At 60.9% G+C, this 22302-nt stretch carries 19 protein-coding genes and 3 tRNA genes; 17 read left to right on the top strand and 5 right to left on the bottom strand.

The genetic code is table 11. The features are described from left to right. The first annotated feature begins 129 nt into the window (after positions 1 to 129). The 3 genes from I6L33_RS09465 to I6L33_RS09455 all read left to right on the top strand — a co-directional run bounded on the left by I6L33_RS09465 (position 130) and on the right by I6L33_RS09455 (position 3103). Complete coding sequence (locus I6L33_RS09465; RefSeq protein WP_216973958.1) at positions 130 to 1713, top strand: AlkA N-terminal domain-containing protein; 1584 nt, start codon at positions 130 to 132, stop codon at positions 1711 to 1713. Continuing rightward, the gene (locus I6L33_RS09460; RefSeq protein ID WP_216973957.1) at positions 1710 to 2189 is read left to right on the top strand and encodes a methylated-DNA--[protein]-cysteine S-methyltransferase; all 480 of its coding nucleotides are present in this window, start codon (positions 1710 to 1712) and stop codon (positions 2187 to 2189) included. Before I6L33_RS09465 ends, I6L33_RS09460 begins: the two co-directional genes overlap by 4 nt. 125 nt (positions 2190 to 2314) lie before the next feature. Continuing rightward, positions 2315 to 3103, top strand: coding sequence for an SIR2 family protein (locus I6L33_RS09455; RefSeq protein WP_017779188.1), 789 nt, complete (start codon positions 2315 to 2317; stop codon positions 3101 to 3103). 188 nt (positions 3104 to 3291) lie between these two features. Here I6L33_RS09455 and I6L33_RS09450 read toward each other — a convergent pair whose 3' ends face one another. The 4 genes from I6L33_RS09450 to I6L33_RS09435 all read right to left on the bottom strand — a co-directional run bounded on the left by I6L33_RS09450 (position 3292) and on the right by I6L33_RS09435 (position 7414). Continuing rightward, positions 3292 to 3663 (bottom strand): ASCH domain-containing protein, encoded by a 372-nt coding sequence (locus I6L33_RS09450; protein ID WP_017763918.1) that lies wholly within the window; start codon positions 3661 to 3663, stop codon positions 3292 to 3294. A 110-nt stretch (positions 3664 to 3773) separates the two neighbouring features. Next, on the bottom strand, positions 3774 to 5633 hold the full coding sequence (locus I6L33_RS09445; protein WP_216973956.1) for a U32 family peptidase: 1860 nt from the start codon (positions 5631 to 5633) through the stop codon (positions 3774 to 3776). Positions 5634 to 5735: 102 nt separating this feature from the next. Beyond that, entirely contained in the window at positions 5736 to 6344 is a 609-nt protein-coding gene (locus I6L33_RS09440) for a LysE family translocator (RefSeq protein WP_010634872.1), read from the bottom strand. 128 nt (positions 6345 to 6472) lie between these two features. Further along, positions 6473 to 7414, bottom strand: coding sequence for a LysR family transcriptional regulator (locus I6L33_RS09435; protein ID WP_017782062.1), 942 nt, complete (start codon positions 7412 to 7414; stop codon positions 6473 to 6475). Positions 7415 to 7616: 202 nt separating this feature from the next. Here I6L33_RS09435 and I6L33_RS09430 point away from each other — a divergent pair, with 202 nt between their 5' ends. The 11 genes from I6L33_RS09430 (at position 7617) to I6L33_RS09380 (ending at position 20350) form a co-directional block, all read left to right on the top strand. Next, on the top strand, positions 7617 to 8705 hold the full coding sequence (locus I6L33_RS09430; RefSeq protein ID WP_213342854.1) for a ketoacyl-ACP synthase III: 1089 nt from the start codon (positions 7617 to 7619) through the stop codon (positions 8703 to 8705). Positions 8706 to 9003: 298 nt separating this feature from the next. Next, entirely contained in the window at positions 9004 to 10218 is a 1215-nt protein-coding gene (locus I6L33_RS09425) for a methyl-accepting chemotaxis protein (protein WP_126882470.1), read from the top strand. Between the two features lie 9 nt (positions 10219 to 10227). Then, complete coding sequence (locus I6L33_RS09420; RefSeq protein ID WP_005303778.1) at positions 10228 to 10596, top strand: response regulator; 369 nt, start codon at positions 10228 to 10230, stop codon at positions 10594 to 10596. 14 nt (positions 10597 to 10610) lie between these two features. Further along, on the top strand, positions 10611 to 10937 hold the full coding sequence (locus I6L33_RS09415) for an STAS domain-containing protein (protein ID WP_216973955.1): 327 nt from the start codon (positions 10611 to 10613) through the stop codon (positions 10935 to 10937). A gap of 26 nt (positions 10938 to 10963) precedes the next feature. Further along, on the top strand, positions 10964 to 13177 hold the full coding sequence (locus tag I6L33_RS09410; protein WP_216973954.1) for a chemotaxis protein CheA: 2214 nt from the start codon (positions 10964 to 10966) through the stop codon (positions 13175 to 13177). A 15-nt stretch (positions 13178 to 13192) separates the two neighbouring features. Further along, positions 13193 to 15115, top strand: a complete 1923-nt coding sequence (locus I6L33_RS09405; protein ID WP_216973953.1) for a methyl-accepting chemotaxis protein — start codon at positions 13193 to 13195, stop codon at positions 15113 to 15115. A 12-nt stretch (positions 15116 to 15127) separates the two neighbouring features. Continuing rightward, positions 15128 to 15700, top strand: a complete 573-nt coding sequence (locus tag I6L33_RS09400) for a chemotaxis protein CheW (protein WP_017763910.1) — start codon at positions 15128 to 15130, stop codon at positions 15698 to 15700. A 65-nt stretch (positions 15701 to 15765) separates the two neighbouring features. Further along, on the top strand, positions 15766 to 17937 hold the full coding sequence (locus I6L33_RS09395; protein WP_216973952.1) for a methyl-accepting chemotaxis protein: 2172 nt from the start codon (positions 15766 to 15768) through the stop codon (positions 17935 to 17937). A 56-nt stretch (positions 17938 to 17993) separates the two neighbouring features. Beyond that, positions 17994 to 18797 (top strand): protein-glutamate O-methyltransferase CheR, encoded by an 804-nt coding sequence (locus I6L33_RS09390; protein ID WP_017779178.1) that lies wholly within the window; start codon positions 17994 to 17996, stop codon positions 18795 to 18797. Between the two features lie 10 nt (positions 18798 to 18807). Then, positions 18808 to 19278, top strand: coding sequence for a chemoreceptor glutamine deamidase CheD (gene cheD / locus I6L33_RS09385; protein WP_017779177.1), 471 nt, complete (start codon positions 18808 to 18810; stop codon positions 19276 to 19278). Positions 19279 to 19288: 10 nt separating this feature from the next. Then, on the top strand, positions 19289 to 20350 hold the full coding sequence (locus I6L33_RS09380; protein WP_010634881.1) for a chemotaxis response regulator protein-glutamate methylesterase: 1062 nt from the start codon (positions 19289 to 19291) through the stop codon (positions 20348 to 20350). 46 nt (positions 20351 to 20396) lie between these two features. Here I6L33_RS09380 and I6L33_RS09375 read toward each other — a convergent pair whose 3' ends face one another. After that, a complete protein-coding gene (locus I6L33_RS09375) occupies positions 20397 to 21629 on the bottom strand; it encodes a cysteine desulfurase-like protein (protein ID WP_216973951.1) in 1233 nt (410 codons plus the stop codon). Positions 21630 to 21964: 335 nt separating this feature from the next. Here I6L33_RS09375 and I6L33_RS09370 point away from each other — a divergent pair. The 3 genes from I6L33_RS09370 (at position 21965) to I6L33_RS09360 (ending at position 22281) form a co-directional block, all read left to right on the top strand. Then, positions 21965 to 22049: transfer RNA gene (locus I6L33_RS09370), tRNA-Tyr, on the top strand. A 31-nt stretch (positions 22050 to 22080) separates the two neighbouring features. Further along, positions 22081 to 22165, top strand: a tRNA-Tyr gene (locus I6L33_RS09365). 31 nt (positions 22166 to 22196) lie between these two features. After that, positions 22197 to 22281 (top strand) — tRNA-Tyr (locus I6L33_RS09360). Positions 22282 to 22302: the final 21 nt, after the last annotated feature.

Below are 22302 nucleotides of genomic sequence, written 5' to 3'. Positions count from 1 at the left end.
CCGTGCACACGGCATCGGCTTTATTTCAATTGCTGTCCGTTTCTGGCTAGTCATAGCCTTCGTTCCTGCTTAGTCTCTCACTCATCCGGGCCGCCGTGCCCACCCCGTTTTCGGCACAAGGAGCCACCGATGCCAACAGATCACGTCATGACGATGCCGCCGGCCCCAGAGGATGAGTCAGGCCTGCCGCTCAGCGCCGAGCAGTGCCATGCCGCCCGCCTGGCCCGCGATGCACGTTTCGACGGTCGCTTCTTTACCGGCGTGCTCTCCACCGGCATCTACTGCCGGCCTGTCTGTCCGGCGCGGCCACCGCACGAGCACAACGTGCGCTACTTCCAAAGCGCCGCCGCAGCGGAGCAGCACGGCCTGCGCCCCTGCCTGCGCTGCCGGCCTGAGCTCGCGCCCGCTGCGCCCGGCGATCTGCCGCCGATGCTGGCACGCCTGCTGGCCCGGATCGATCGCGGCGAGCTGGCGGAACGCTCGCTCACCATCCTGGCGGAACAGGCCGGCATCAGTGAGCGCACGCTGCGCCGCCAGTTCGAGCAGCACCTCGGCGCCTCACCGAAACAAGTGGAGCAGACGCGCCGGCTGCTGCTCGCCAAGCGGCTGTTGACCGAAACCCGGCTGCCCATCACCGACATCGCGTTTGCGGCAGGCTTTGCCAGCATTCGCCGCTTCAACGACGCCTGGCAGCAGGCATACGGGCTGGCACCGCGGGCGCTGCGCCGTCAGAGCGAGCCAACCGGCGACGACGCCGCCCTGCCGCAGTCTGCGCCACAGACCGAGGAGGGGGCGATGCTCACGCTGCAACTGCCCTACCGCCCCCCTTACGACGTGGCGGCCATGCTGGCGTTCTACCGGCTGCGCGCCATTCCGGGGCTGGAGCGGGTAGATGGCGAGGTGTATGAACGCCTGCACCGGGTCGGCGATCGGCTCGCACGGGTACGCATCAGCCAGGGCAAGGGGCACAGCCTGCAGCTCAGCGTCCATGATCTGCCGCCCGCCGCGCTGCCTGATCTGCTGTATCGGGTGCGCCGGATGTGGGATCTCGATGCCGACATGCAGCGCATCGGTGCGCGGCTCGGGCAGGATCCGCTGCTGGCGCGCCTGCAGGCACGCTGGCCGGGGGTTCGGCTGCCCGCCGGCTGGGACGAGTACGAGGTGATGCTGCGCGCCATCGTCGGCCAGCAGGTGTCGGTCAAGGGGGCCATCACCATACTCGGGCGGCTGGTGGCACGCACCGAGGTGCAATTCGGGGTGGCGCAGTTGCCCACCCCCACCCAGCTGTGCGAGCTGAACCTGGACGGTATCGGCATGCCCGGCAGCCGGATCCGAACGCTGCAGGGGCTGGCACAGGCGCTGGCCAGCGGCGAGTTGAGCTTGACCTGCGCCAGCGATGAACAACTGCTGGCGCTACCCGGCATCGGCCCCTGGACGGTGGCTTACTGGCGGCTGCGCTGCGGGCTGGATCCGGATGCCTTCCCCGCCTCGGATCTGGTGCTGCAAAAAGCGCTGGGGGGCGGCACCAAGTTGCCGGTGAAAGCGGTATTGGCCCACAGCGAAAGGTGGCGACCCTGGCGCGGCTACGCGGCGAGCTGGCTGTGGCATGCCATGAGCGAGCAGCCAGCACTGTTGACCGAATCGGCACTGCTGACCGAGCCGACACAAGGCGGCGCAGCAAGCGACAACCAAGCAGAGGAGACAACTCCATGATCCGCTATGACATCTTGCCCAGCCGCTGCGGCGATCTGCTGGTGGCCATCGACGAGCGCGGCCTGCTGCACGTGGACTTTGTGGCGGGACTGCGCACACTGCCCGACATGCGCGACTGGCAACAGGACAAGACGGCGCTGGCCCCTTTTCTCGCGCAATTTGAAGCCTACTTTGCCGGCCGCCTGCAACGCTTCACCCTGCCGCTCGCACCAAGAGGCACGGCGTTTCAGCAAGCAGTCTGGCAGGCGCTGTGCGACATCCCCTACGGCGAGACCCGCAGTTACGGCGACATCGCCCGCGCCATCGGCAAGCCCAATGCGGTGCGGGCGGTGGGCGCCGCCAACGGCCGCAACCCGCTCTCGATCATCATTCCGTGCCATCGGGTGATCGGCCAGAACGGCAGCCTGACCGGCTATGCGGGGGGACTGGAGATTAAAAAGGCGTTGCTGCAACTGGAGAATATCAGTGAAAGATAATGCAATACCTGTAAACCATAGACACTATCTATCATAAAACAATATCCACTGCAGATTTACGATTTCATCGATTTTTCTAACCCGAGTATAGTGGCAGAACCATATTTATTAAGGAGAGATTAAATATGGAGCAGCTACTATCTGCCTTTAGACAGGGCAACGTCATTCTTTTTGTAGGGGCCGGGGTATCGATGAACCTTGGTCTTCCATCATGGTCAACCCTGCTCGACAAGATCGCCAAGGATCTCGGCTATGAGCCTGAAATATATAAATCTTTTGGCGACCACTATGCGCTGGCAGAATATTATCGATTACAAAAAGGCAGCATAGGCCCTTTAAGAAGCTGGATGGACAGAGTTTGGCATTCACCTGACATTGATATTTCAACATCCAAAGTCCATGAATACATTGCCAAAGCTAACTTTCCGATAATATACACCACCAACTATGACCGCTGGATAGAGCATGCCCTTGCATATTATGGCAAGCCATTTACCAAAATCGCATCGGTATCAGACTTTACCAGGATCAAAAGTGACAAGGTACAAGTTGTAAAATTCCATGGTGATTTTGATGATGACAAGTCCATTGTCATTGATGAGACCAGCTATTTTGAGCGGCTTGAATTCGAAACACCACTGGATATAAAACTGCGTTCGGATGTGCTGGGTAAATCAGTGCTGTTTATCGGGTATAGTTTGGCCGATATCAACCTGCGGCTTTTATTTTACAAACTTTCCAAATTATGGAAAGCCAACCGGGCGGGTGATGCCCAGCCGAAATCGTATATTTTCTCGGCCAGGTCGAATCCGGTACAAGAGGCCGTCCTTGAGCAATGGGGGATCAGCATGATCTCATCTGAAAAAGAGAACCCAGGAGAGGCATTAGAGGCGTTTCTGAATAAATTCCAATAATTGAAAATCTTGAAGGCACCTCCCCACACCGGCAATCCAGCAGGGGCGCCATCCCTGTACATGCTGCTCGCACCAAGCTTGCTCTGTGCAGTATCGAAGGGGCTGTGCGGCCACCTCACCACCTCCGATAACACTCTCCATGGGTATCAACCCACAAGCCGATGCCTGTTCCTCTGCCCAGCCCTGTCTTAGCCGCAATGTGCGCCCAGAACGCCCGAGCCGTCTACCTCATACAACTTCCTCTGCGCCGGCACCACGGGCCCATCGACCACAGGACGCACGTTGGACAGCCGCCACGCAAAGTAACCCGGCTCCCAGCCCCCGGAGCAGGCGGCCAACACCTCATCGGGTTGCCACTCATGGGCCTCCTCGATATCAACCAGGGCGACCGCTCGACCGGCCGGATCCACAGGATGATCGGCGCTGAGGTATCGGCCATTTTCAACGATCAGCAGGTCGCGAATGGGCAGTGAGGGAGGCAACCACGAGCGAACCTCGAGCGTCTTCTTGCCCGAAGCAATATTGGCGCCATGGGGCGCCACGATGGAGAGTGCGAGCATAGGTCCTTCCTTGCAGCTTGCTGGGGATCCCTGGCACAGGATGATAACTCAAGGCAAAACGGGTCACACAACCCCAGCCATGTGCATGGAACCTAGCGGCATCGTGCTCCTCAGCGTTTCAAACTCCCCATCACGTGCATTTCACAGCGGTGACAGTCAAAGCGCAGGCGGAAGGTCTCCTTGCCCATCTTAAGCTCCAACGGCTCTGCCTTGAGGCCCGGCACCTCGTTCGGGCAGAGGTTCTGGCTGTAACGGATACAGTGTTTGGTGATCATCAGCACCACTTCCCGCTCCTCCTTGTTCGCCTCATAGGCGGGGGCGATGCGCTCCACCCCGTGCTCGCGGAAGAACTGCTCGGCCGCGCTGTTCAGCACGTTGCCAAGGTAGGAGAGACGGTGCTGGGGATAATGGATATCCCGCAGGGCGATGCGCCGCTCGGGGCGCTGGTAGCCGGCCAGACGGGCAGCCTCCAGCGCGGCGATGCCATCCCGGCGCAAACCGTTGAGCATGGATGCGGCAATGAATAGCGGGTGAGTAAACGCCAACTCAACCTTGCGCGCCACGAACAGGGTATTGCCGAGTTTGCCGAGCTGATCGCGCGCCTGTTGCAGTGCCCGCTCCGGGTTGTCGGCAGGCAGCTTGTCGCAGGGGAGTGCGACGGCGGCACTGATGCCCTGCTCGTCGGTAAGCGTAAGGCGCAAGCCCTCATCGCACTCAGCAAGCACCATATCGACCCGGATGCGGCGATCGGCGCTGGTCTTCTCCAGCATCTTGCTGAACGCCTGATCGTGGTTGCGGTAGATTTCCGTGCCTACCTTCAAGCCCGGCATGCGCTCTGACAGGAGTAACTGCTTACCTTCCACCTTGTTGAGGCGCATCCCCACCAGCTCGTTGTTCTGCTTGAAGAAGCCAAGGCCATCGCCGTTGTTGAGGGTGACCTGCTTGCCGTCGATCTCGATGCCATCCTTGTTGACTCTGGTGACCCGGCCCAGCGGCTCGCCCACGTATTTCGGGCTCCTGGTGGAGTCGATACCGGGCTGGCGGCCATGGAGGAAGTAGTCAGTGCTGCCGCGGTTGAAGCTCTTTTTCGGATCCGGTGTGAAGCTGTAGCTGCAACGGCCGGCCGAGGAGGCAACCAGATCGCTGCGGTGCTCCAGAATGGCGTCGAGCTTCTGGCGATACCAGGCGGTGACGTTCTTGACGTAATCGAGCCCCTTGAGACGCCCTTCAATCTTGAAGGAGCGGATCCCCGCCTCGATCAGCGCCTCCAGGTTGTCGGTCTGATCCATGTCCTTGAGGGAGAGCAGGTGGCTGTCGGCCACTAGCACTTCACCGTCCGGCTTTTGCAACGAGCAGGGCAGGCGGCAGAGCTGGGCACATTCGCCGCGGTTGGCGCTGCGGCCGGTGCGGGCATGGCTGATGTTGCACTGACCGCTGTAGGAGACGCAGAGCGCGCCGTGGATAAAGAACTCCAGCTGCACATTGGTCGTGGCGCTTATCTCGCGGATCTGCGCAAGGGACAGCTCACGCGCCAGCACCACCTGGGAGAAGCCCACATCCTGCAGAAATTTCACCTTCTCCGGGGTGCGGTTGTCGGTCTGGGTACTGGCGTGCAGCGCGATGGGGGGCAAGTCGAGCGCCAACAGCCCCATATCCTGCACGATCAGCGCATCGGCACCGGCTTCGTAGATCTGGTGAGTCAGCCGCCGGGCCTGTTCCAGCTCGTGATCGTGCAGCAGGGTGTTGAAGGCGACAAAGACCTGGGCACCGAAGCGATGGGCATGGCGCGCCAGCGCTTCGATATCCTCAATGGAGTTGCCCGCCGCGCTGCGGGCGCCAAAGGCGGGGCCGCCCATGTAGACGGCATCGGCGCCGTGGTTGATGGCTTCGATGCCGTAGGCGAGGTTCTTGGCCGGAGCCAGCAGCTCCAACCGGTTGTGGTGGCTTAACGGGTGCTTGTTCTGGTGCATGGTCTCGGGATCAGGGCGGACAGCAAATGGGCGCCACTCTAGGGCATTGCCCCCCTCCCTGCCTTGATCCCGCTTAAGATCACCGCAAAATACAGGATTGGATCAGAGCACCACCTTCAAGGCCAGCCCCAGCAGCACCAGACCGCTCACCTTGTCGATGACGAAGGACTTGGCCTTGAGCCAGGCCAGCACGGGACCACGAGAGAGCACCAGCGCCACCAGCACATACCAGACGGCGTCGATCCCGCCGGCGGTCAGCATCATGATGCCCCCCTCGCGCCAGCCGGTATCGGCATGCACAAACTGGCTGAACAGGGCGATGAAGAAGACCGCGAGCTGGGGGTTGAGAAAGGCCACCATAAAGCCTTCAAAGGCGCCTTGCCGACCGCGCAGCTGATGCACCTCTTCACTCGCCTCCCCCTTGGCGGGTTTGGCCAGCAACGCCTTGACCCCGAGCCAGGCGAGAAACGCGGCGCCGCCGTAACGGATAACATCAAACAGCAGCGGGGTCTGGGTGATCAGGATGGCGAGGCCCAAAGCCGTGATCAGCGCATAGATGCCGACTCCGAGGCCGTGGCCAAGGGCGGTGGCCACACCGTGCCCCTGCCCTCCCTGCACCGTGTTGCGGATAATCAGCGCCAGGCTCGGCCCCGGGCTGATGGCGCCCATCACGCAGATTGCGGCCAGTGCCAGCCAACTCGTCAATTCCATGGTGTTCCTTGTCTCAAGCGGAATATGAATGTCTGCGCTCAGGGTAAAGGGCCCCTGGTTATGCCAGAAGTGAAAGTTGGGAATAGAACCCATAGCCAATGGCTATAGGCCAACACAAGCGTCTGTTGCTAGCGGGGCGGGTTCAACACCTTGCGGCTCGCCGCCACCGTGCGCTGCAGGTGCTCGCGCAGGAAGGGATAGGCCAGTTCGCGAAACCACTTGTGGGCCGGATCCTGATGGTGGCGCTGGTGCCACAGCAGATGATACTGCTGGGTGCGGCTGACAAACGGCAGATCACAAAAGTGCAGGGCGTGCTCGCAGGAGAGCTGCCAGGCGATGTGAGCCGGGGTGGTCAACAGGCAGTCGGTGCGCAGCAACACCTCTACCGCCGCCTGAAAAAAAGGTACCCGGGCAAACCAGCGCCGACTCAGCCCCTGGGGTGCCAACACCTGTTCCACCGGGCTGTCCTTGTCACCCCCGCCGCTCACCTGCAAATGGGGCCAGGCGAGGTAGTCATCCAGGCTCAGCGAGCGCCCCGCCAACGGATGGTGGCTGCCCATCAACACCACCAGCCGGTCTTCCCCCTGATGCAGGCCGCGGATCTGATCCGGCACCAGTTCGGTGATGGTGGAGACCATGTCCAGCTCGGATTGCCACAGTTGCGGCAGCAGGCGCTTGTCCCACAGGCTGTACTCCAGCGCCGCCAGCGGCGCCTCCCTGGCCAGCGCCGCGCAGATGTCCGGCAGGATATGTTGGGCCACGTAATCGGAGGAGGCGAGCCGGAACACCCGCTCGCAGCGACTCGGGTCAAAACCGGGAGCCTCGTAGAGTCGCTCCAGCGCACCGAGGGAGTCCGCCAGCTGGGCGGCCAGCGCCTCGGCCCGTGGCGTCAGCAGCCAGCGCTGCCCCTCCCGCACCAGCAGCTCGTCGCCAAACTCGCTGCGCAGCTGGCCAAGCTGCTTGCTGATGGAAGGCTGGCTCAGGTGCAGCAGCTCCGCCGCCCGGCTGATGTTGCGGGTCTCCAGCAGCACCTTGAGGGTGGGCAGCAGGTTGAGATTGGCTTTGTGCAAGGGGTGGTTCCATCCAGTGGCGAAAGCCCTATCTTAGGGCAGCCAAGCCCTGTGGTTTAAGCGAAATTTCCCGCCGGCCCCCGCAACCTGACGCGACCCTGCAGCCAGATAACCATGACCACAAGATGACAGTGGTTGCCCCGTGCGGCATAATTGCGCGATTTTCCGCCCGCGGGCGATCCACTTGAGAAGCGGTAACAAGATGAAATACGCCAATATCACAGGCTGGGGCAAATGCCTGCCTCCCTCCGTACTGACCAACGACGACCTCAGCACCATCATGGATACGTCGGATGAGTGGATCTACCCGCGCACCGGCATCAAGGCTCGCCGCATCTCCCACGTCAGCACCTCCGATCTGGCCACCCTGGCCGGGCGTCGTGCGCTGGCCTGCGCCGGACTGGAAGCCAGCGACCTCGACGGCATCATCCTGGCCACCGCCACGCCGGACAACCTGCTGCCGAGCGCCGCCTCCGCGGTGCAGAAGAAGCTGGGCGCCACCAATGCCGCCGTGTTCGACCTCAACGCCGCCTGCACCGGTTTCGTCTACTCCCTCTCGGTCGCCACCTCGCTGGTACAGACCGGCATGATGAAGAAGGTGCTGGTGATCGGCGCCGAGCGACTCACCTATCTGCTGGACTGGGCCCGTCGCGATACCGCCGTGCTGTTTGGCGACGGCGCCGGCGCCGTGGTGATCGAGGCGAGCGAGCAGGAGAGCGGTCTCATCGCCAACAAGCTGGGCTGTGACAGCGAGGCGCGCGAGATCCTGCACGTGCCGAACTTCGGCACCGACCGGGTGCGTTTTGCCGACATCGACGGCCTCTTCACCTTCAACTTCGAAGGTCAGGAGATCTTCAAGCGGGCCGTACGCGGCATGGGCGAAGCCACCAACACGGTACTGGCGCAGGCCGGCATCGCACCGGAGCAGATCGACCTGATCGTGCCGCACCAGGCCAACATCCGCATCATCGAGACCCTCGCCAAGCGCATGAACGCGCCGATGGAGAAGGTGATGGTCAACATCGAGCACTATGGCAACACCTCCGCCGCCACCGTGCCCATCGCCCTGTGCGAGGCACTGGAGCAAGGCCGCGTCCAGCCGAACAGCTATCTGCTGACCGCCGCCTTCGGTGCCGGCCTGACCTGGGGCGCCGCCATCATCAAATGGGGCAATCGCGTTACCCCCATCAAGGCGTGCGAGGCCGAACTGCCACCGTGCGACAAGAGCGCGCTCGAACTCATCGCCCATGCCGTGGAAGGGTGCCAAAAAGCCCACGCCAACGAGGCATAAGCCGCCCGCACAACGCCGAGAGCCTGCCATATGCAGGCTCTTTTTCGTTCTCCCCTCCTTCCTTATTGTGCAGATACGCCATTCCCCGCCAGCAAGGGGCTGCAAGCCGCCAAACGCCCCCTCCATATTCCATTTTTCTCAGTAACACCAAGCAAGAAAGAGCAATTTGTAACCAGGCTATTTTTTTGCGCTAACCTTACTGAGTTATTGATAATTAGTGGGTTGCGCTTGGCTCATTCGGTCTGACTGAAATGACGGCTCACCCTCTTCACATTCAAGAGCAGGGGCGAGTTTGCGTATGACAGACAACACACGGGCACACACCTTAGCCTTCTGGGAGCCGGTCAGCTGGGCTTGCGGCCTTGGCCTGGGCCTGTTCAGCACCCTGCTGTTGCTGCTCGCGGGCAGCCCCATCCCTTACCTGCTGGCCAACCTGGCGGCTGCACTGGCCGCCACACTCTGGAGCGCCCGCCACTACCACGCCAAACCCGCCGACAAAGAGAGTGAGGCGAAGCAGACCCATCCATTTGCCGATAACGGACTCAACCACTCCATCATCGGGCTCGAGCAGGTATGTGAAAAAGCGGTGCCTATCTGGTCGCAACAAATTGAAAACTCTCGCCAGCAAACCGAAGGAGCCATGATCGACCTCACCCAGCGCTTCGCCGGCCTGACCACCAAACTGGAAGAGGCGGTCGCCGCCTCCCACAATGCCGCCGGTGATCTGGGTGGTGAAAAATCGGCCGGCATGGCCGCTGTGCTGGCCCAGAGTCAGGCCCAGCTCAATCAGGTCATTACCATCATGCACTCCACCCAGGCCAACCGCGATGCCATGCTGGCTGAGATCAAGACGCTCACCGCCTACACCATAGAGCTCAACACCATGGCGCTCGACGTGGCCAAGATAGCCTCCCAGACCAACCTGCTGGCCCTCAACGCCGCCATCGAAGCGGCCCGGGCCGGTGAGGCTGGTCGTGGTTTCGCCGTGGTGGCTGACGAGGTGCGCACCCTGTCGCGCCTCTCCAGCGAGACCGCCCAGAAGATGACCGACAAGGTCGACACCATCAATGCCGGTATCGGCCGCGCCTTCCAGATTGCCGAGAGCGCTGCCGGGCGCGACCAGGTTGCCGTCAGCGATGCCGAGCACGCCATCGAGCAGGTACTGGAACGCTTTCGGATGGCCACCACCAGCCTGGCAGAATCCGCAGCCCTGCTGCAGAGCGAGAGCAGCGGGATCCATCGCGAGATCTCCGATGTCATCGTTTCGTTACAGTTCCAAGATAGGGTCAGTCAAATCCTCAGCCATGTGCGTCAAAACATGGACAGCCTCAACGACCACCTGGTCTCGTCACGCAACAGAACACACCAGTCAGGCCCCATTAGGATCGATGCGGAGAGCTGGTTGGCGGACATGGAGCTCTCATACGCCACCGATGAACAACGCAACATTCATCATGGTCGCCAGCACCAGGCGGCAACCCCATCCAGCAATGCTGATGTCACTTTTTTCTAGGAGAGAGATATGCCCAAAACAGTCCTGATCGTGGATGACTCGGCCACCATACGCCAGGTCGTCGGCATGACGCTCAAGGGAGCCGGTTACGAGGTGATGGAGGCCAGTGACGGCAAGGATGCCCTCAAAAAGCTCGACGGCAAGAAGATCAACCTCATCATCAGTGACGTCAACATGCCGAACATGGACGGCATCAGTTTCGTCAAGGAGGCCAAGAAGCTGGCCAGCTACAAGTTCACTCCGGTGATCATGCTGACGACAGAGTCCCAGGACAGCAAGAAGCAGGAGGGGCAGGCGGCGGGAGCCAAGGCCTGGGTGGTCAAGCCGTTCCAGCCAGACCAGATGCTGGCAGCCGTGGCCAAGCTCATCATGCCCTGAGTCGGGAGGCGTTCATGCCGCTGCATATCGAAACGGGTGAGCACAAGTGTGTCGTGACCATCTCGGGCGAGATGACCATCTACACGGCGGCCGAGCTGAAACAGGCGCTCACACCCCTGCTCTATCGCCAGCAGGAGCTGGAACTGGATCTCTCCCAGGTCAGCGAAATGGACAGCGCCGGTTTGCAGCTGCTGCTGGCGGCCAAGAAGACGGCGCAGCAGGGAGGCTATCCGCTGCATCTGGTCATGCACAGCCATGCCGTGCTAGATGCCCTTGAGCTGTGCCAGCTGGCGGCCTTCTTCGGTGATCCCACCCTCATTCCCCACGCCGATCACGCCTAACCGGTTCTGCGGACAAGGAGTCATTCGTGAGCATCAATCTTGATCAGGCCCTGCAAACCTATATCGCCGAGGCGCGCGAGCTGCTGGAGGAGATGGAGTCCGCGCTGCTGACCCTGGAGAACGACCCGGACAATGGCGAGCTCATCGGTGCCATCTTCCGGGCGGCGCACACCATCAAGGGTTCCGCCGGCCTGTTCGGCCTGCAACCCATCGTCAGTTTCACTCACATCGTCGAGGACCTGCTCGATCAGGTGCGCAACCAGCAGCTGGCGATCAGTGAAGCGCTCATCAAGGATCTGCTGGAGAGCCGGGATCACATCGAACGCCTCGTCAGCCTGGTGGCTGAACAGGGGGAAGCCCTAGGTGCGGATGAACAGGCTCAGGATGAGTTGCTGCGGCGCAATCTGGCCCGTCACCAAAGCGGCAACCAGACCACGCTGCCGGAGCGGACCCAGCCTGCCGATGCCGATCCGGTCAGCAAGGAGGAGGGTCATGTCAGCGCTACTTCCCTGTGGCACATTTCCCTGCGCTTTGGTCCTGACGTGCTGCGCAACGGCATGGATCCCACCTCTTTCCTGCGCTACCTCGGTACCATGGGCACCCTCTGCGCCATCGAGACCATTCACCATGCCCTGCCGGAGTGGGAATACTTCGATCCGGAGAGCTGTTACCTCGGCTACGAGATCGATCTGGACTCCCAGGCCGACAAGAGTGCCCTGAGCGACGTGTTCGAATTCGTGCGAGATGACTGTCTCATCAGCATCTTGCCGCCCCACAGCAAGATCGCCGAGTACATAGCGCTCATCAGCGCCCTGCCGGAAGACAACGAGATGCTGGGGCAACTGCTGGTCAAAACAGGCGCACTGACGGCCAGCGAGCTTGCGCTCGGCCTGCAAGCCCAACATGAGCAGCCGCAGGCCGACACCAACAAGCTGGGGGAGATCCTGATCGCCCAGGGTGCCGTCAACGAAGTGGTGGTGGACGCCGCGCTCAAGAAACAGAATCAGAGCAAGGAGAACAAGAACAAGGAAGGACGTTATGTCCGGGTCCACGCCGACAAGCTGGATGAGTTGATCAATCTGGTGGGAGAACTGGTCGTGGCCAGCTCCGGCGCCAACCTGCTGGCCCAGCGTTCACGGGACAGCCAGCTGCAGGAGGCCAATTCCACCATTGCCATGCTGGTCGAAGAGATCCGCGATGGTGCCCTGCGCCTGCGCATGGTGCCCATCGGCGATACCTTCAACCGCTTCCAGCGGGTGGTGCGGGATGTCAGCCACGAGCTGAACAAGGACATAGCGCTGGTGATCACCGGCGGCGACACCGAGCTGGACAAGTCTGTGGTGGAGAAGATCGGCGATCCCTTGATGCATCTGGTGCGCAATGCCATGGATCACGGCATAGAAGCGGCCGAGAAACGGCTGGCGGCCGGCAAGCCAGCACGGGGCACCCTGACCCTCAACGCCTATCACGACTCCGGCAGCATCGTCATCGAGATCCAGGACGATGGTGCCGGCCTCAACAAAGCCAGGATCCTGCAAAAAGCGCAGGAGCGGGGGCTGGCAGCCGCCAATGCCACCCTGTCGGATCAGGAGATCTACCAGCTCATCTTCGAGCCCGGCTTCTCCACCGCGGAGGCCATCACCAATCTCTCCGGACGCGGGGTGGGCATGGATGTGGTCAAACGCAATATCCAGGCCCTGCGTGGCAGCGTCGAGCTGGACAGCAAGCCCGGCCTCGGCACCCGGGTACAGATCCGGCTGCCGCTGACCCTGGCCATCATCGATGGTTTTCTGGTGCGCGTCAGTACCACTTACTACGTCATTCCCCTCGACATGGTGATCGAGTGCGTGGAGCTGACCCAGAGCGCGCTGGCCGATACCCAGGGGCGCAACTACATAAATCTGCGTGGTGAAGTGCTGCCATTTGTCCGGCTGCAGCACTACTTCGATGTCGAGGGAACCCGTGGCCGCCGGGAAAATATCGTGGTCGTCAGCCATGGCGGCAAGAAGTCAGGGTTGGTGGTCGACGAGCTGCTAGGGGAGTTCCAGACCGTCATCAAGCCGCTCGGCAAGCTGTTCCAGCGCCTGCAGGGGATCAGCGGCTCCACCATTCTGGGTGGCGGCGAGGTAGCCCTCATTCTGGATATTCCCTCTCTGATCCAGCATGCCATCGACCAGGAACTGGGCCAACTGAGCCAGTACGCCATTCCACGTCTGCAATCCCAACCAAGAGTCAATTAACATCAGGAGCCTGACATGTTCAAAAACTCCACCATCAAACTACGACTCACCATTCTGCTCTGTCTGCTCTGCGTGCTGCTGTTCGGCGTAGGTGTGCTTGGGCTCTACAACATGCATAGCAGCAACAAGGGGCTGCAACGGGTCTACAACGACCGGGTGGTGCCGCTCAAGCAGCTCAAAACCATCTCGGACAACTACGCCGTCGCCATCATAGACAATGTCAACAAGGCCAATGCCGGTCTCGTCAGCGCCGAGGAGGCGTTGCAGCAGATCCAGCATGCCCAGCAGCAGATCAAGCTGGAGTGGCAACACTATCAGGCCACCAAGCTGACCGCAGCCGAACAGAAGCTGTCGGCCGAGGCCAACAGCCTGTTCAATACCGCGGATCGAGACATCACCAGGCTGGAGGCCTTTCTCTCAAATCAGCATGGTGTCATTGCGGATACGCTCAATGAGTTTGACGGCAAGCTATATAGCTCCATCGACCCCATCGGCAGCAAGATAACCGAGCTGGTCAGCCTGCAGCTCGACGTTGCCAAATCAGAATACGAACAGGCCCAGGCCTGGTATGACGTCATGCTGCTTACCATGATGGCTGTGGTCGCCGCCGGCATGGTGGCTGCAGCCTGGTTTGGCATCGTCCTCATTCGCAGCATCATCTCTCCCATCAACCAGGCCCTGCAGGTTGCCAACCACCTGGCGGACGGCAATCTCGACGTCACCATCGACATCGGAGCCCACGATGAAGCCGGCCAGCTGTTGCTGGCCATGCAAAACATGGTCAACAAGCTGACGTCCCTCATTACCGACATAGAAACGCTGGTGACCGCCGCCGTCGAACAGGGGGATTTCAGCTACAAGATTGAACTGGACGGACGGCAGGGTTACATCAAGCGCCTCTCCGAACTGCTCAATCGTCTCTCCAACGTGACCGACACCAGCCTCAACGACGTGATGCGCATTGCCACCGCCCTGTCGCAGGGTGACCTCACCCAGAAGATCGAGCAGCCCTACCCGGGAATTTTCGGTCAGACCAAGGATGGCCTCAACAGCACCATCGCCGCGCTGACCGCCATCATCGAGGAAGTTCGCAACGCCGCCGACAACCTGACCAACGCCTCCAACCAGGTCAGCACCACGGCCCAGTCCCTCAGCCAGGCCACCAGTGAGCAAGCGGCCAGCGTGGAAGAGACCAGCGCCTCCATCGAACAGATGAGCGCCAGCATCAATCAGAACACGGACAACGCCAAGGTGACCGACAACATGGCGAGCAGCGCCGTACTGGAGGCCACCGAAGGGGGCCGTTCGGTACAACAGACGGTTGCCGCGATGCAGCAGATCGCCCGCAAGGTCAGCATCATCGACGACATCGCCTACCAGACCAATCTGCTGGCGCTCAATGCCGCCATCGAGGCGGCCAGGGCCGGTGAACATGGCAAAGGCTTTGCTGTGGTCGCCGCCGAGGTCCGCAAGCTGGCCGAACGCAGCCAGATCGCGGCGCAGGAGATAGGCGAACTCTCGTCAAGCAGCGTCGATACCGCCGAGAAGGCGGGCAGTCTGCTCGACAAGATCGTGCCCTCCATTCGCAAGACCTCGGATCTGGTGCAGGAGATCAACGCCGCCTCCGGGGAGCAGGCCAGCGCCGCCAACCAGATAAGCCTGGCCATGAGCCAGCTCAATCAGGTGACCCAGCAAAATGCTGCCAGCAGCGAGGAACTGGCCGCCACTGCAGAAGAGATGAGCTCCCAGGCCAACGAGCTGCAGCAGACCATGGACTTTTTCTCCCTGCAAGGCAGCGGCCGCTCACCCAGACAGGTCGAAAACCTGCACAAGGGGGTGCCTCCCAGAGGCAAGTTTGTGATGCCGGCCCAACCCCAGTTGCATGGCAATGTGGCTGCGCAACCGCAGGTTGACGAAACCGATTTTGTCCGCTTTTAACCGGAGAGCCTCATGAGCATGTCTACCGAAGTGGTCGCCCAGCCCGGCACGCTGGTACATGACAATCAGGGTGATGCCCAGTACCTGACTTTTCTCATCAACGGCGAGATGTTTGCCATCAACATTCTCGGGGTCAAAGAGATCATCGAATACGGCAACATCACCCCCATCCCCATGATGCCGAGTTTTATCCGGGGTGTGATCAACCTGAGGGGCGCCGTCGTCTCTGTGGTGGATCTCAACGCCCGTTTTGGCAATGCCCCCTCCAGCATCACTCGCCGCAGCTGCATCGTGATCATCGAGAACGTGCACCCGGACGACCCGGAACACGGCAATCAGGACATTGGCGTGGTGGTGGACTCCGTCTCCGAGGTACTGACCATCCCCTGCAACGAGATTGAGCCGCCACCAAGCTTCGGGGCCCGCATCCGGGCCGACTTCATCAGCGGCATGGGCAAGGTCAACGGCAAGTTCGTCATTCTCATCAATACCGAGAAGGTGCTCTCCATCGACGAGATGGCCCAGCTCAGCGAACTGACCCAGCAGCAGGAACGGCTGCTGGAACAAAAACCACAAACGCCATGACAACAACATAAATCCGCGTTTCGCTCCACCACACAGCAATGACATGTCGCACAAGGATAAGGCCCATGACTCAATCACTCTTTGGCAATCTGTTTGGCAACGGCAATGCTCATGCCTTGCTGCAGGAACAACTGCGCCAGTTGACTGGTGCAACCCGCACCCTGGCTCAGGGGATCCAGCAAGGCAAACAGTCCGCCCAGCTAGAGCTGGACACACTCACCGGCCCTCTCAAGGAGCTCTGCCAGGAGTTCAATGCCGTACTGGGGCTGCTGGGAGATCGCCTTGGCAGTGCGCTCGCCGCCCGCGAGGCCAACCAGGCGCTCTACGAAGAAAACCTGCGAGTGCGCAAGGCGCTGGATGGTGCCTCGACCAATGTGATGATCGCCGATACCAATTTGAACATCGTCTACATGAATGAAGCCGTGCTGGCCATGCTGGGACTGGCAGAGTCGGATATTCGCAAGGATCTGCCGAGCTTCGACGTCAGGCACCTGATGGGCAAGAACATCGATACTTTCCACAAGGAACCCTCCCACCAGCGCAACATGCTGGCCAAGCTGGACAAGACCTACCGCACCCAGATCACGGTCGGAGGCCGCACCTTCTCCCTGATCGCCAACCCCGTTTTCAATGACGGTGGCGAGCGGCTCGGCTCCGTGGTGGAGTGGGCCGACCGTACCAAGGAGATCGCCATCGAGAATGAAGTGAAAGCCGCCAATGCCGCCGCCAAGCAGGCGGCCGCCGAAAGTCTGCGAGTCAAGAAGGCGCTCGACGGGGCCAGCACCAACGTGATGATTGCCGATACCGACCTCAACATCATCTACATGAACGAAGCGGTCAGGGAAATGCTGGGCCAGGCCGAAACCGACATCCGCAAGGAGCTGCACCACTTCAACTCGGCCAACCTGATGGGCGCCAACATCGACAGCTTTCACAAGAATCCGGGCCATCAACGCAGCATGCTGGCCAAGCTGAACAACACCTATCGTACCCAGATCATGCTGGGGGGACGCACTTTCGCCCTCATCGCCAACCCGGTATTCAGCGACGATGGCGAGCGGCTGGGCTCCGTGGTCGAGTGGTCAGATCGCACCAAGGAGGTCGCCATCGAGCGGGAGATGTCGGAAATCGTCCAGTCCGTCATCAATGGCGAACTGCACCGCCGCATGGATCTCACCGGCAAGAGCGGCTTCTTCCAGAACCTTGGGGAGGGGATAAACCGTATCGCCGAGGTGATCGACACCAGTCTCAACGACGTGATCAGGGTGGTTCAATCACTGGCGCGCGGGGATCTGACCCAGCACATAGAGGCCGATTATCCCGGTGTATTCGGCACGACCAAGGACTCCCTCAACCAGACCATCGTCTCGCTCACCAACATTGTCACCGAGGTGCTGGGGGCATCCGACAACCTCTCCAGCGCCGCCGAGCAGGTCAGCGCCACCGCCCAGTCCATCAGCCAGTCCAGCAGCGAGCAGGCTTCCAGCATGGAGGAGACCAGCGCCTCCATCGAGCAGATGAGCGCCAGCATCAACCAGAACACCGACAACGCCCAAGTTACCGATGGCATGGCCAGCAAGGCGGCAAAGGAGGCTGTAGAAGGCGGCGAGGCGGTCAAGCTCACGGTCGATGCCATGAAGCAGATTGCCAAGCGCATCGGCATCATAGATGACATCGCCTACCAGACCAATCTGCTGGCCCTCAACGCCGCCATCGAGGCGGCCCGGGCAGGCGATCACGGCAAGGGTTTCGCCGTGGTGGCTGCCGAGGTACGCAAGCTGGCGGAGCGCAGCCAGGTAGCGGCCCAGGAGATTGGCGAGCTGGCCTCAAGCAGCGTCGACATGGCGGAGAAAGCGGGGCGCCTGCTCGATCAGATGGTGCCCTCCATCAACAAGACCTCGGATCTGGTGCAGGAGATCAGTGCCGCTTCCGCCGAGCAGTCAACCGGCGTCAGCCAGATCAACATCGCCATGAACCAGTTGAGCCAGGTGACCCAGCAGAACGCATCCTGCAGCGAAGAGCTGGCCGCCACCGCCGAGGAGATGAGCAGCCAGGCCGAACAGCTGCAACTGGCGATGGAGTTCTTCACCCTGGAGCGGCACAAGCTCAATGCCGGCCAGAAGGTGGCTGCCACCCGTACCGGCCCCCGCGGCCGCTTCATGCTCGAGAACAGTGCCACAGAGGGTAGTGGCAACCTGCCCCGGCCCCACAATGACGGTGACTTTGTTCGCTTCTAACCCGGATGCGGGTGAGTGGAACTCACCCGCCCCCCGTTTGTATCGGGAGTCCTTCCGTGTATCAGACCCAGTTGCATGATGATGAATTTGCGCAGTTTCAACGCTGGATCCACCAGACGGCGGGGATCGATCTGTCGCCGGCCAAGAAGGCCCTGGTCGCCAGCCGATTGTCAAAACGGCTCTGTTACTATGAGCTGGAGAGCTATGGCGACTATTTCAGCCTGATCATGCACAACCGCGGCAGTGAACTGCAGATTGCGCTCGATCTGCTCACCACCAACGAGACCTACTTTTTTCGCGAACCCAAGCACTTCGAATTTCTCGGTAACAAGGTGCTGCGCCAGTTGCCAAAAGAGCGGATGGTTCGGATCTGGAGCGCGGCCAGCTCTTCCGGCGAAGAGCCCTACAGCCTGGCCATGACCCTGGCCGACCATCTGGAGCTGGGTAACTGGGAAGTGATCGCCTCGGATATCTCGACCCGGGTGCTGGAACAGGCGAGAACGGGGCTCTATCCCATCGAACGGGCCCACAACATCCCGCTGCCATTGTTGATGAAGTACTGCCTGAAGGGCGTCGGCTTTCAGGAAGGCACCTTCATCATCGATCGCAAGCTGCGCGAGAAAGTGCAGTTTTACCATATCAACCTGAATCAGGAGTTGCCTGACATCGGGCTGTTCGACGTCATCCTGATCCGCAACGTGATGATCTATTTCAACCGGGAAACCAAGGGACAGGTGCTGCAGCGGCTGGTGCCGCGCCTGAGAAAAGGGGGCTATCTCATCGTCAGTCACGCCGAGAGCCTGAACGGCCTGCCCCACGGCCTGCAACTGGTATCCCCTTCCATCTATTTGAAACCTTGAGTTTTTCAGTATGAAAGAGGTCATGCTGCAACCGGGCGAGTTCTTCTTTGGGCAGGATGACGCCATCATCCGCACCCATCTTGGCTCCTGCGTGGCCATTACCATGTGGCATCCGGAGCAGAAGCGAGGTGGCATGTGCCATTACATGCTGCCCAGCCGCGGCCACAGCGCACCGGGTCTGGACGGTCGTTATGCCGATGAGGCAATCCAGCTGTTTATCCACGAAATAGGCAAGCACCCCGCCCCCATCCATGAATACGAGGTCAAGCTGTTTGGCGGCGGCAACATGTTTATAGAACAGCAAACACTCAACACCATGAATGTGGCCATCAAGAACATCAAGGCGGCCTGGCAGCTGACCCAGCACCTGGGCCTGACCATCAAGGCCCACCATCTTGGCCATGCGGGACACAGAAGTCTGATTTTCGAGCTGGCCAACGGCAATGTCTGGGTGCGTCATCATCGCTTGCCACACCGCTAAGGGGACGGGAATGAAACAGATAAGAGTCATGCTGGTGGATGATTCCGCCGTGGTGAGGCAGGTGTTGCAGGCCATTCTCGAGCAGGAGCCCGATATCAAGGTGATTGCCACCGCCTCCGACCCGCTGTTTGCACAAGAGAAACTGAAGAAGGAGTGGCCAGACGTGATCGTGCTGGACGTGGAGATGCCACGTATGGATGGCATCACCTTCCTCACCAAGATCATGGCCGAGCACCCCACCCCAGTGGTGATCTGCTCCTCCCTGACCGAGAAGGGGGCGGAAACCACGCTGCAGGCGATGGCCGCCGGCGCCGTCGACATCATCACCAAGCCCACGGTCGGTCTGAAAAGCTTTCTGCAGGAGTCGGCGCAAGAGCTGGCCATGGCGGTGCGCGCCGCTGCCCAGGCCAATGTCAGACGCCAAGTCAGAACCCAGTCCACCACGGTCGCCCCCAAGCTCAATGCCGACGCCATCATGGCGCCGGCCAGCCAGCATGCCATGGCCCAGACCACGGAGCGGATCGTGGCGATCGGCACCTCCACCGGCGGCACCCAGGCACTGGAGGCCGTGCTGACTACCCTGCCCCGGGTCTGCCCCGGCATCGTCATCGTGCAGCACATGCCGGAGAAGTTCACCGCCTCCTTTGCCGAGCGGCTCAACAACCTGTGCCAGATAGAGGTGCGGGAGGCCAGGAGCAATGATCGGGTGATCCCCGGGCTCGCGCTCATCGCCCCCGGCGGCAAGCACATGCTGCTCAAGCGCAGCGGCGCCTACTATCACGTCGACGTGATGGACGGCCCCCTCATCAACCGCCACCGTCCTTCGGTGGACGTGCTGTTTCGCTCGGTGGCCAAGTTTGCCGGCAGCAATGCCACTGGCATCATCATGACCGGGATGGGAGATGACGGTGCGCGCGGGCTGCGCGAGATGCTGGAGGCAGGTGCCAATACATTTGCCCAGGATGAGGCCTCTTGCGTGGTCTTCGGCATGCCCAAGGAGGCCATCAAGCTCGGCGCCGCCCGCCATGTCCTGCCGCTGCAGGATATCCATCACGCCATCGTGGGACGCTAGCAGACAGATGAGGTGACACAGCCCGGTCTGACCGGGCTGTGTTGTTTCAATGCGGCATGTCGTCGAGCAGGTCGAACAGGCGATCAATCTCCGCCGAGGTGTTGTAGTGCATGCAACCTATTCGCAGCACACCGTCGCTCACCCCCAGCTGCTCCACCAGCGCCAGCGCATAGAAGTGGCCGGCCCAGCTGCACACCTGATGCTGCCCCAGAAACTCGGCCATCTCGGCTGGGCCATGACGGCTTGAAGTGAGGGCGAAGGTAGGAGTACGCCCCTTGCTGCCCTGAATGCCGTGCAGGGTGAACCAGGGGCGCTCGGCCAGCCTGGCCAGCAGATGCTCGCTGAGCTGCCGCTCATGGGCCTGGCTGCGGGCAAATGCCAGATCGAGGCGAGCTTCCAGCTCATGCTCGGCGCCGTCCAGCCCGGACAAGGAGGCCAGATACTCTACGGTCGCTTCTACTCCGGCCAGCGCCTCCCAGCTCTGGGTACCGGTTTCCCACTTGTAGGGCGCCACATCTTTGGCCGGTTCAACCTTGTAGGGGGTGAAATGCGCCAGGTGGCGATGCTTGCCGAAGAGGATGCCGAGGTGCGGGCCGAAAAACTTGTAGGCGGAGCAACCGAGGAAGTCGCAATCCCAGGCCTGCACGTCGATGCGCTCGTGGGGCGCAAAGTGCACCGCATCTACGTAGAGCAGGGCACCCACCCCGTGCACCGCATCGGCGATACGCGGAATATCGACCAGAGTACCCGTGGTGTTGGAGGCCGCCGTCACCGCCACCAGCCGGGTTTTGGGCCCGAGCAGGCTGAACAGATGCGCATAGTCCAACCCCCCGGTCGTCACATCGACTCTTGCCTGATGCACTACCACGCCGCGATCCGCTGCCGCTTGCTGCCAGCTGGAGACGTTGGAGTAGTGATCGAGCGCGCTGACGATGATCTCGTCCCCCCCCTGCCACTCTCTGGCCAAGGCACGACTCAGCGCAAAGGTCAGGGTGGTGAAGTTGGCGCCGAACACTATCTCTTCAGCCTGCTCCGCCCCCAGCAAGGCCGCCACCGCCAGCCTGGCCCGCAGGGCCTGCTGCTCGGTCGCCCTGGCCGAGAAAAAGGGGCCGCCCAGATTGGCGTTGAAGCGGCCGAGGTAATCTGTCATGGCCGTGAGCACGGCGTGTGGTACCTGGGCCCCGCCGGGGCCGTCAAAAAAAACGGGGGTTTTGCCTTCAACCAGCTGATTGAGAGCGGGGAACTGGCCGCGCAACACGGCGATATCGAGAGCCTGCATAGGAGAAGTCCACAATCCATGTTAACAGTTGAATAACATGGCGAGAGTAAAATGCGGCAGCAGCAATGTCCATCAGTGAAGCGGTCAGCCATCACACTTACAAAATAAGGTGAATTTTTCAGTATAAAACGCTGCCTGATGGCAACCGGCTGGTGCGACACCTCGCCTCGCCACCATCGTGATCAATGCCAGACAGCAGCAGGGAAGTCGTTGATAAGCGTGAAAAATGAGCGACAAATATCAAAAAATGACCGAATGATACTTTTTTGTCGCCAGATATGCCCGCAAGGGGTTCACAAAGAGCGAAGATCTGATAGTATGCGCCTCGCACTTGGGGAGGGGTTCCCGAGCGGCCAAAGGGATCAGACTGTAAATCTGACGGCTCTGCCTTCGAAGGTTCGAATCCTTCTCCCTCCACCATTCAAGTGCAACAATCAGGAAAATACCCCGTGGAGGGGTTCCCGAGCGGCCAAAGGGATCAGACTGTAAATCTGACGGCTCTGCCTTCGAAGGTTCGAATCCTTCTCCCTCCACCATCTTCCTGAACAATTTGTGTAGTACCCCTGTGGAGGGGTTCCCGAGCGGCCAAAGGGATCAGACTGTAAATCTGACGGCTCTGCCTTCGAAGGTTCGAATCCTTCTCCCTCCACCATCATTCAAGAAAACCCGGCCT

Source organism: Aeromonas sp. FDAARGOS 1403 (assembly GCF_019047325.1).
Lineage (GTDB): Bacteria > Pseudomonadota > Gammaproteobacteria > Enterobacterales > Aeromonadaceae > Aeromonas > Aeromonas dhakensis.
The sequence above is the reverse complement of the archived record's forward strand: the minus strand, read 5'-3'. Positions and strand labels throughout refer to the sequence as shown.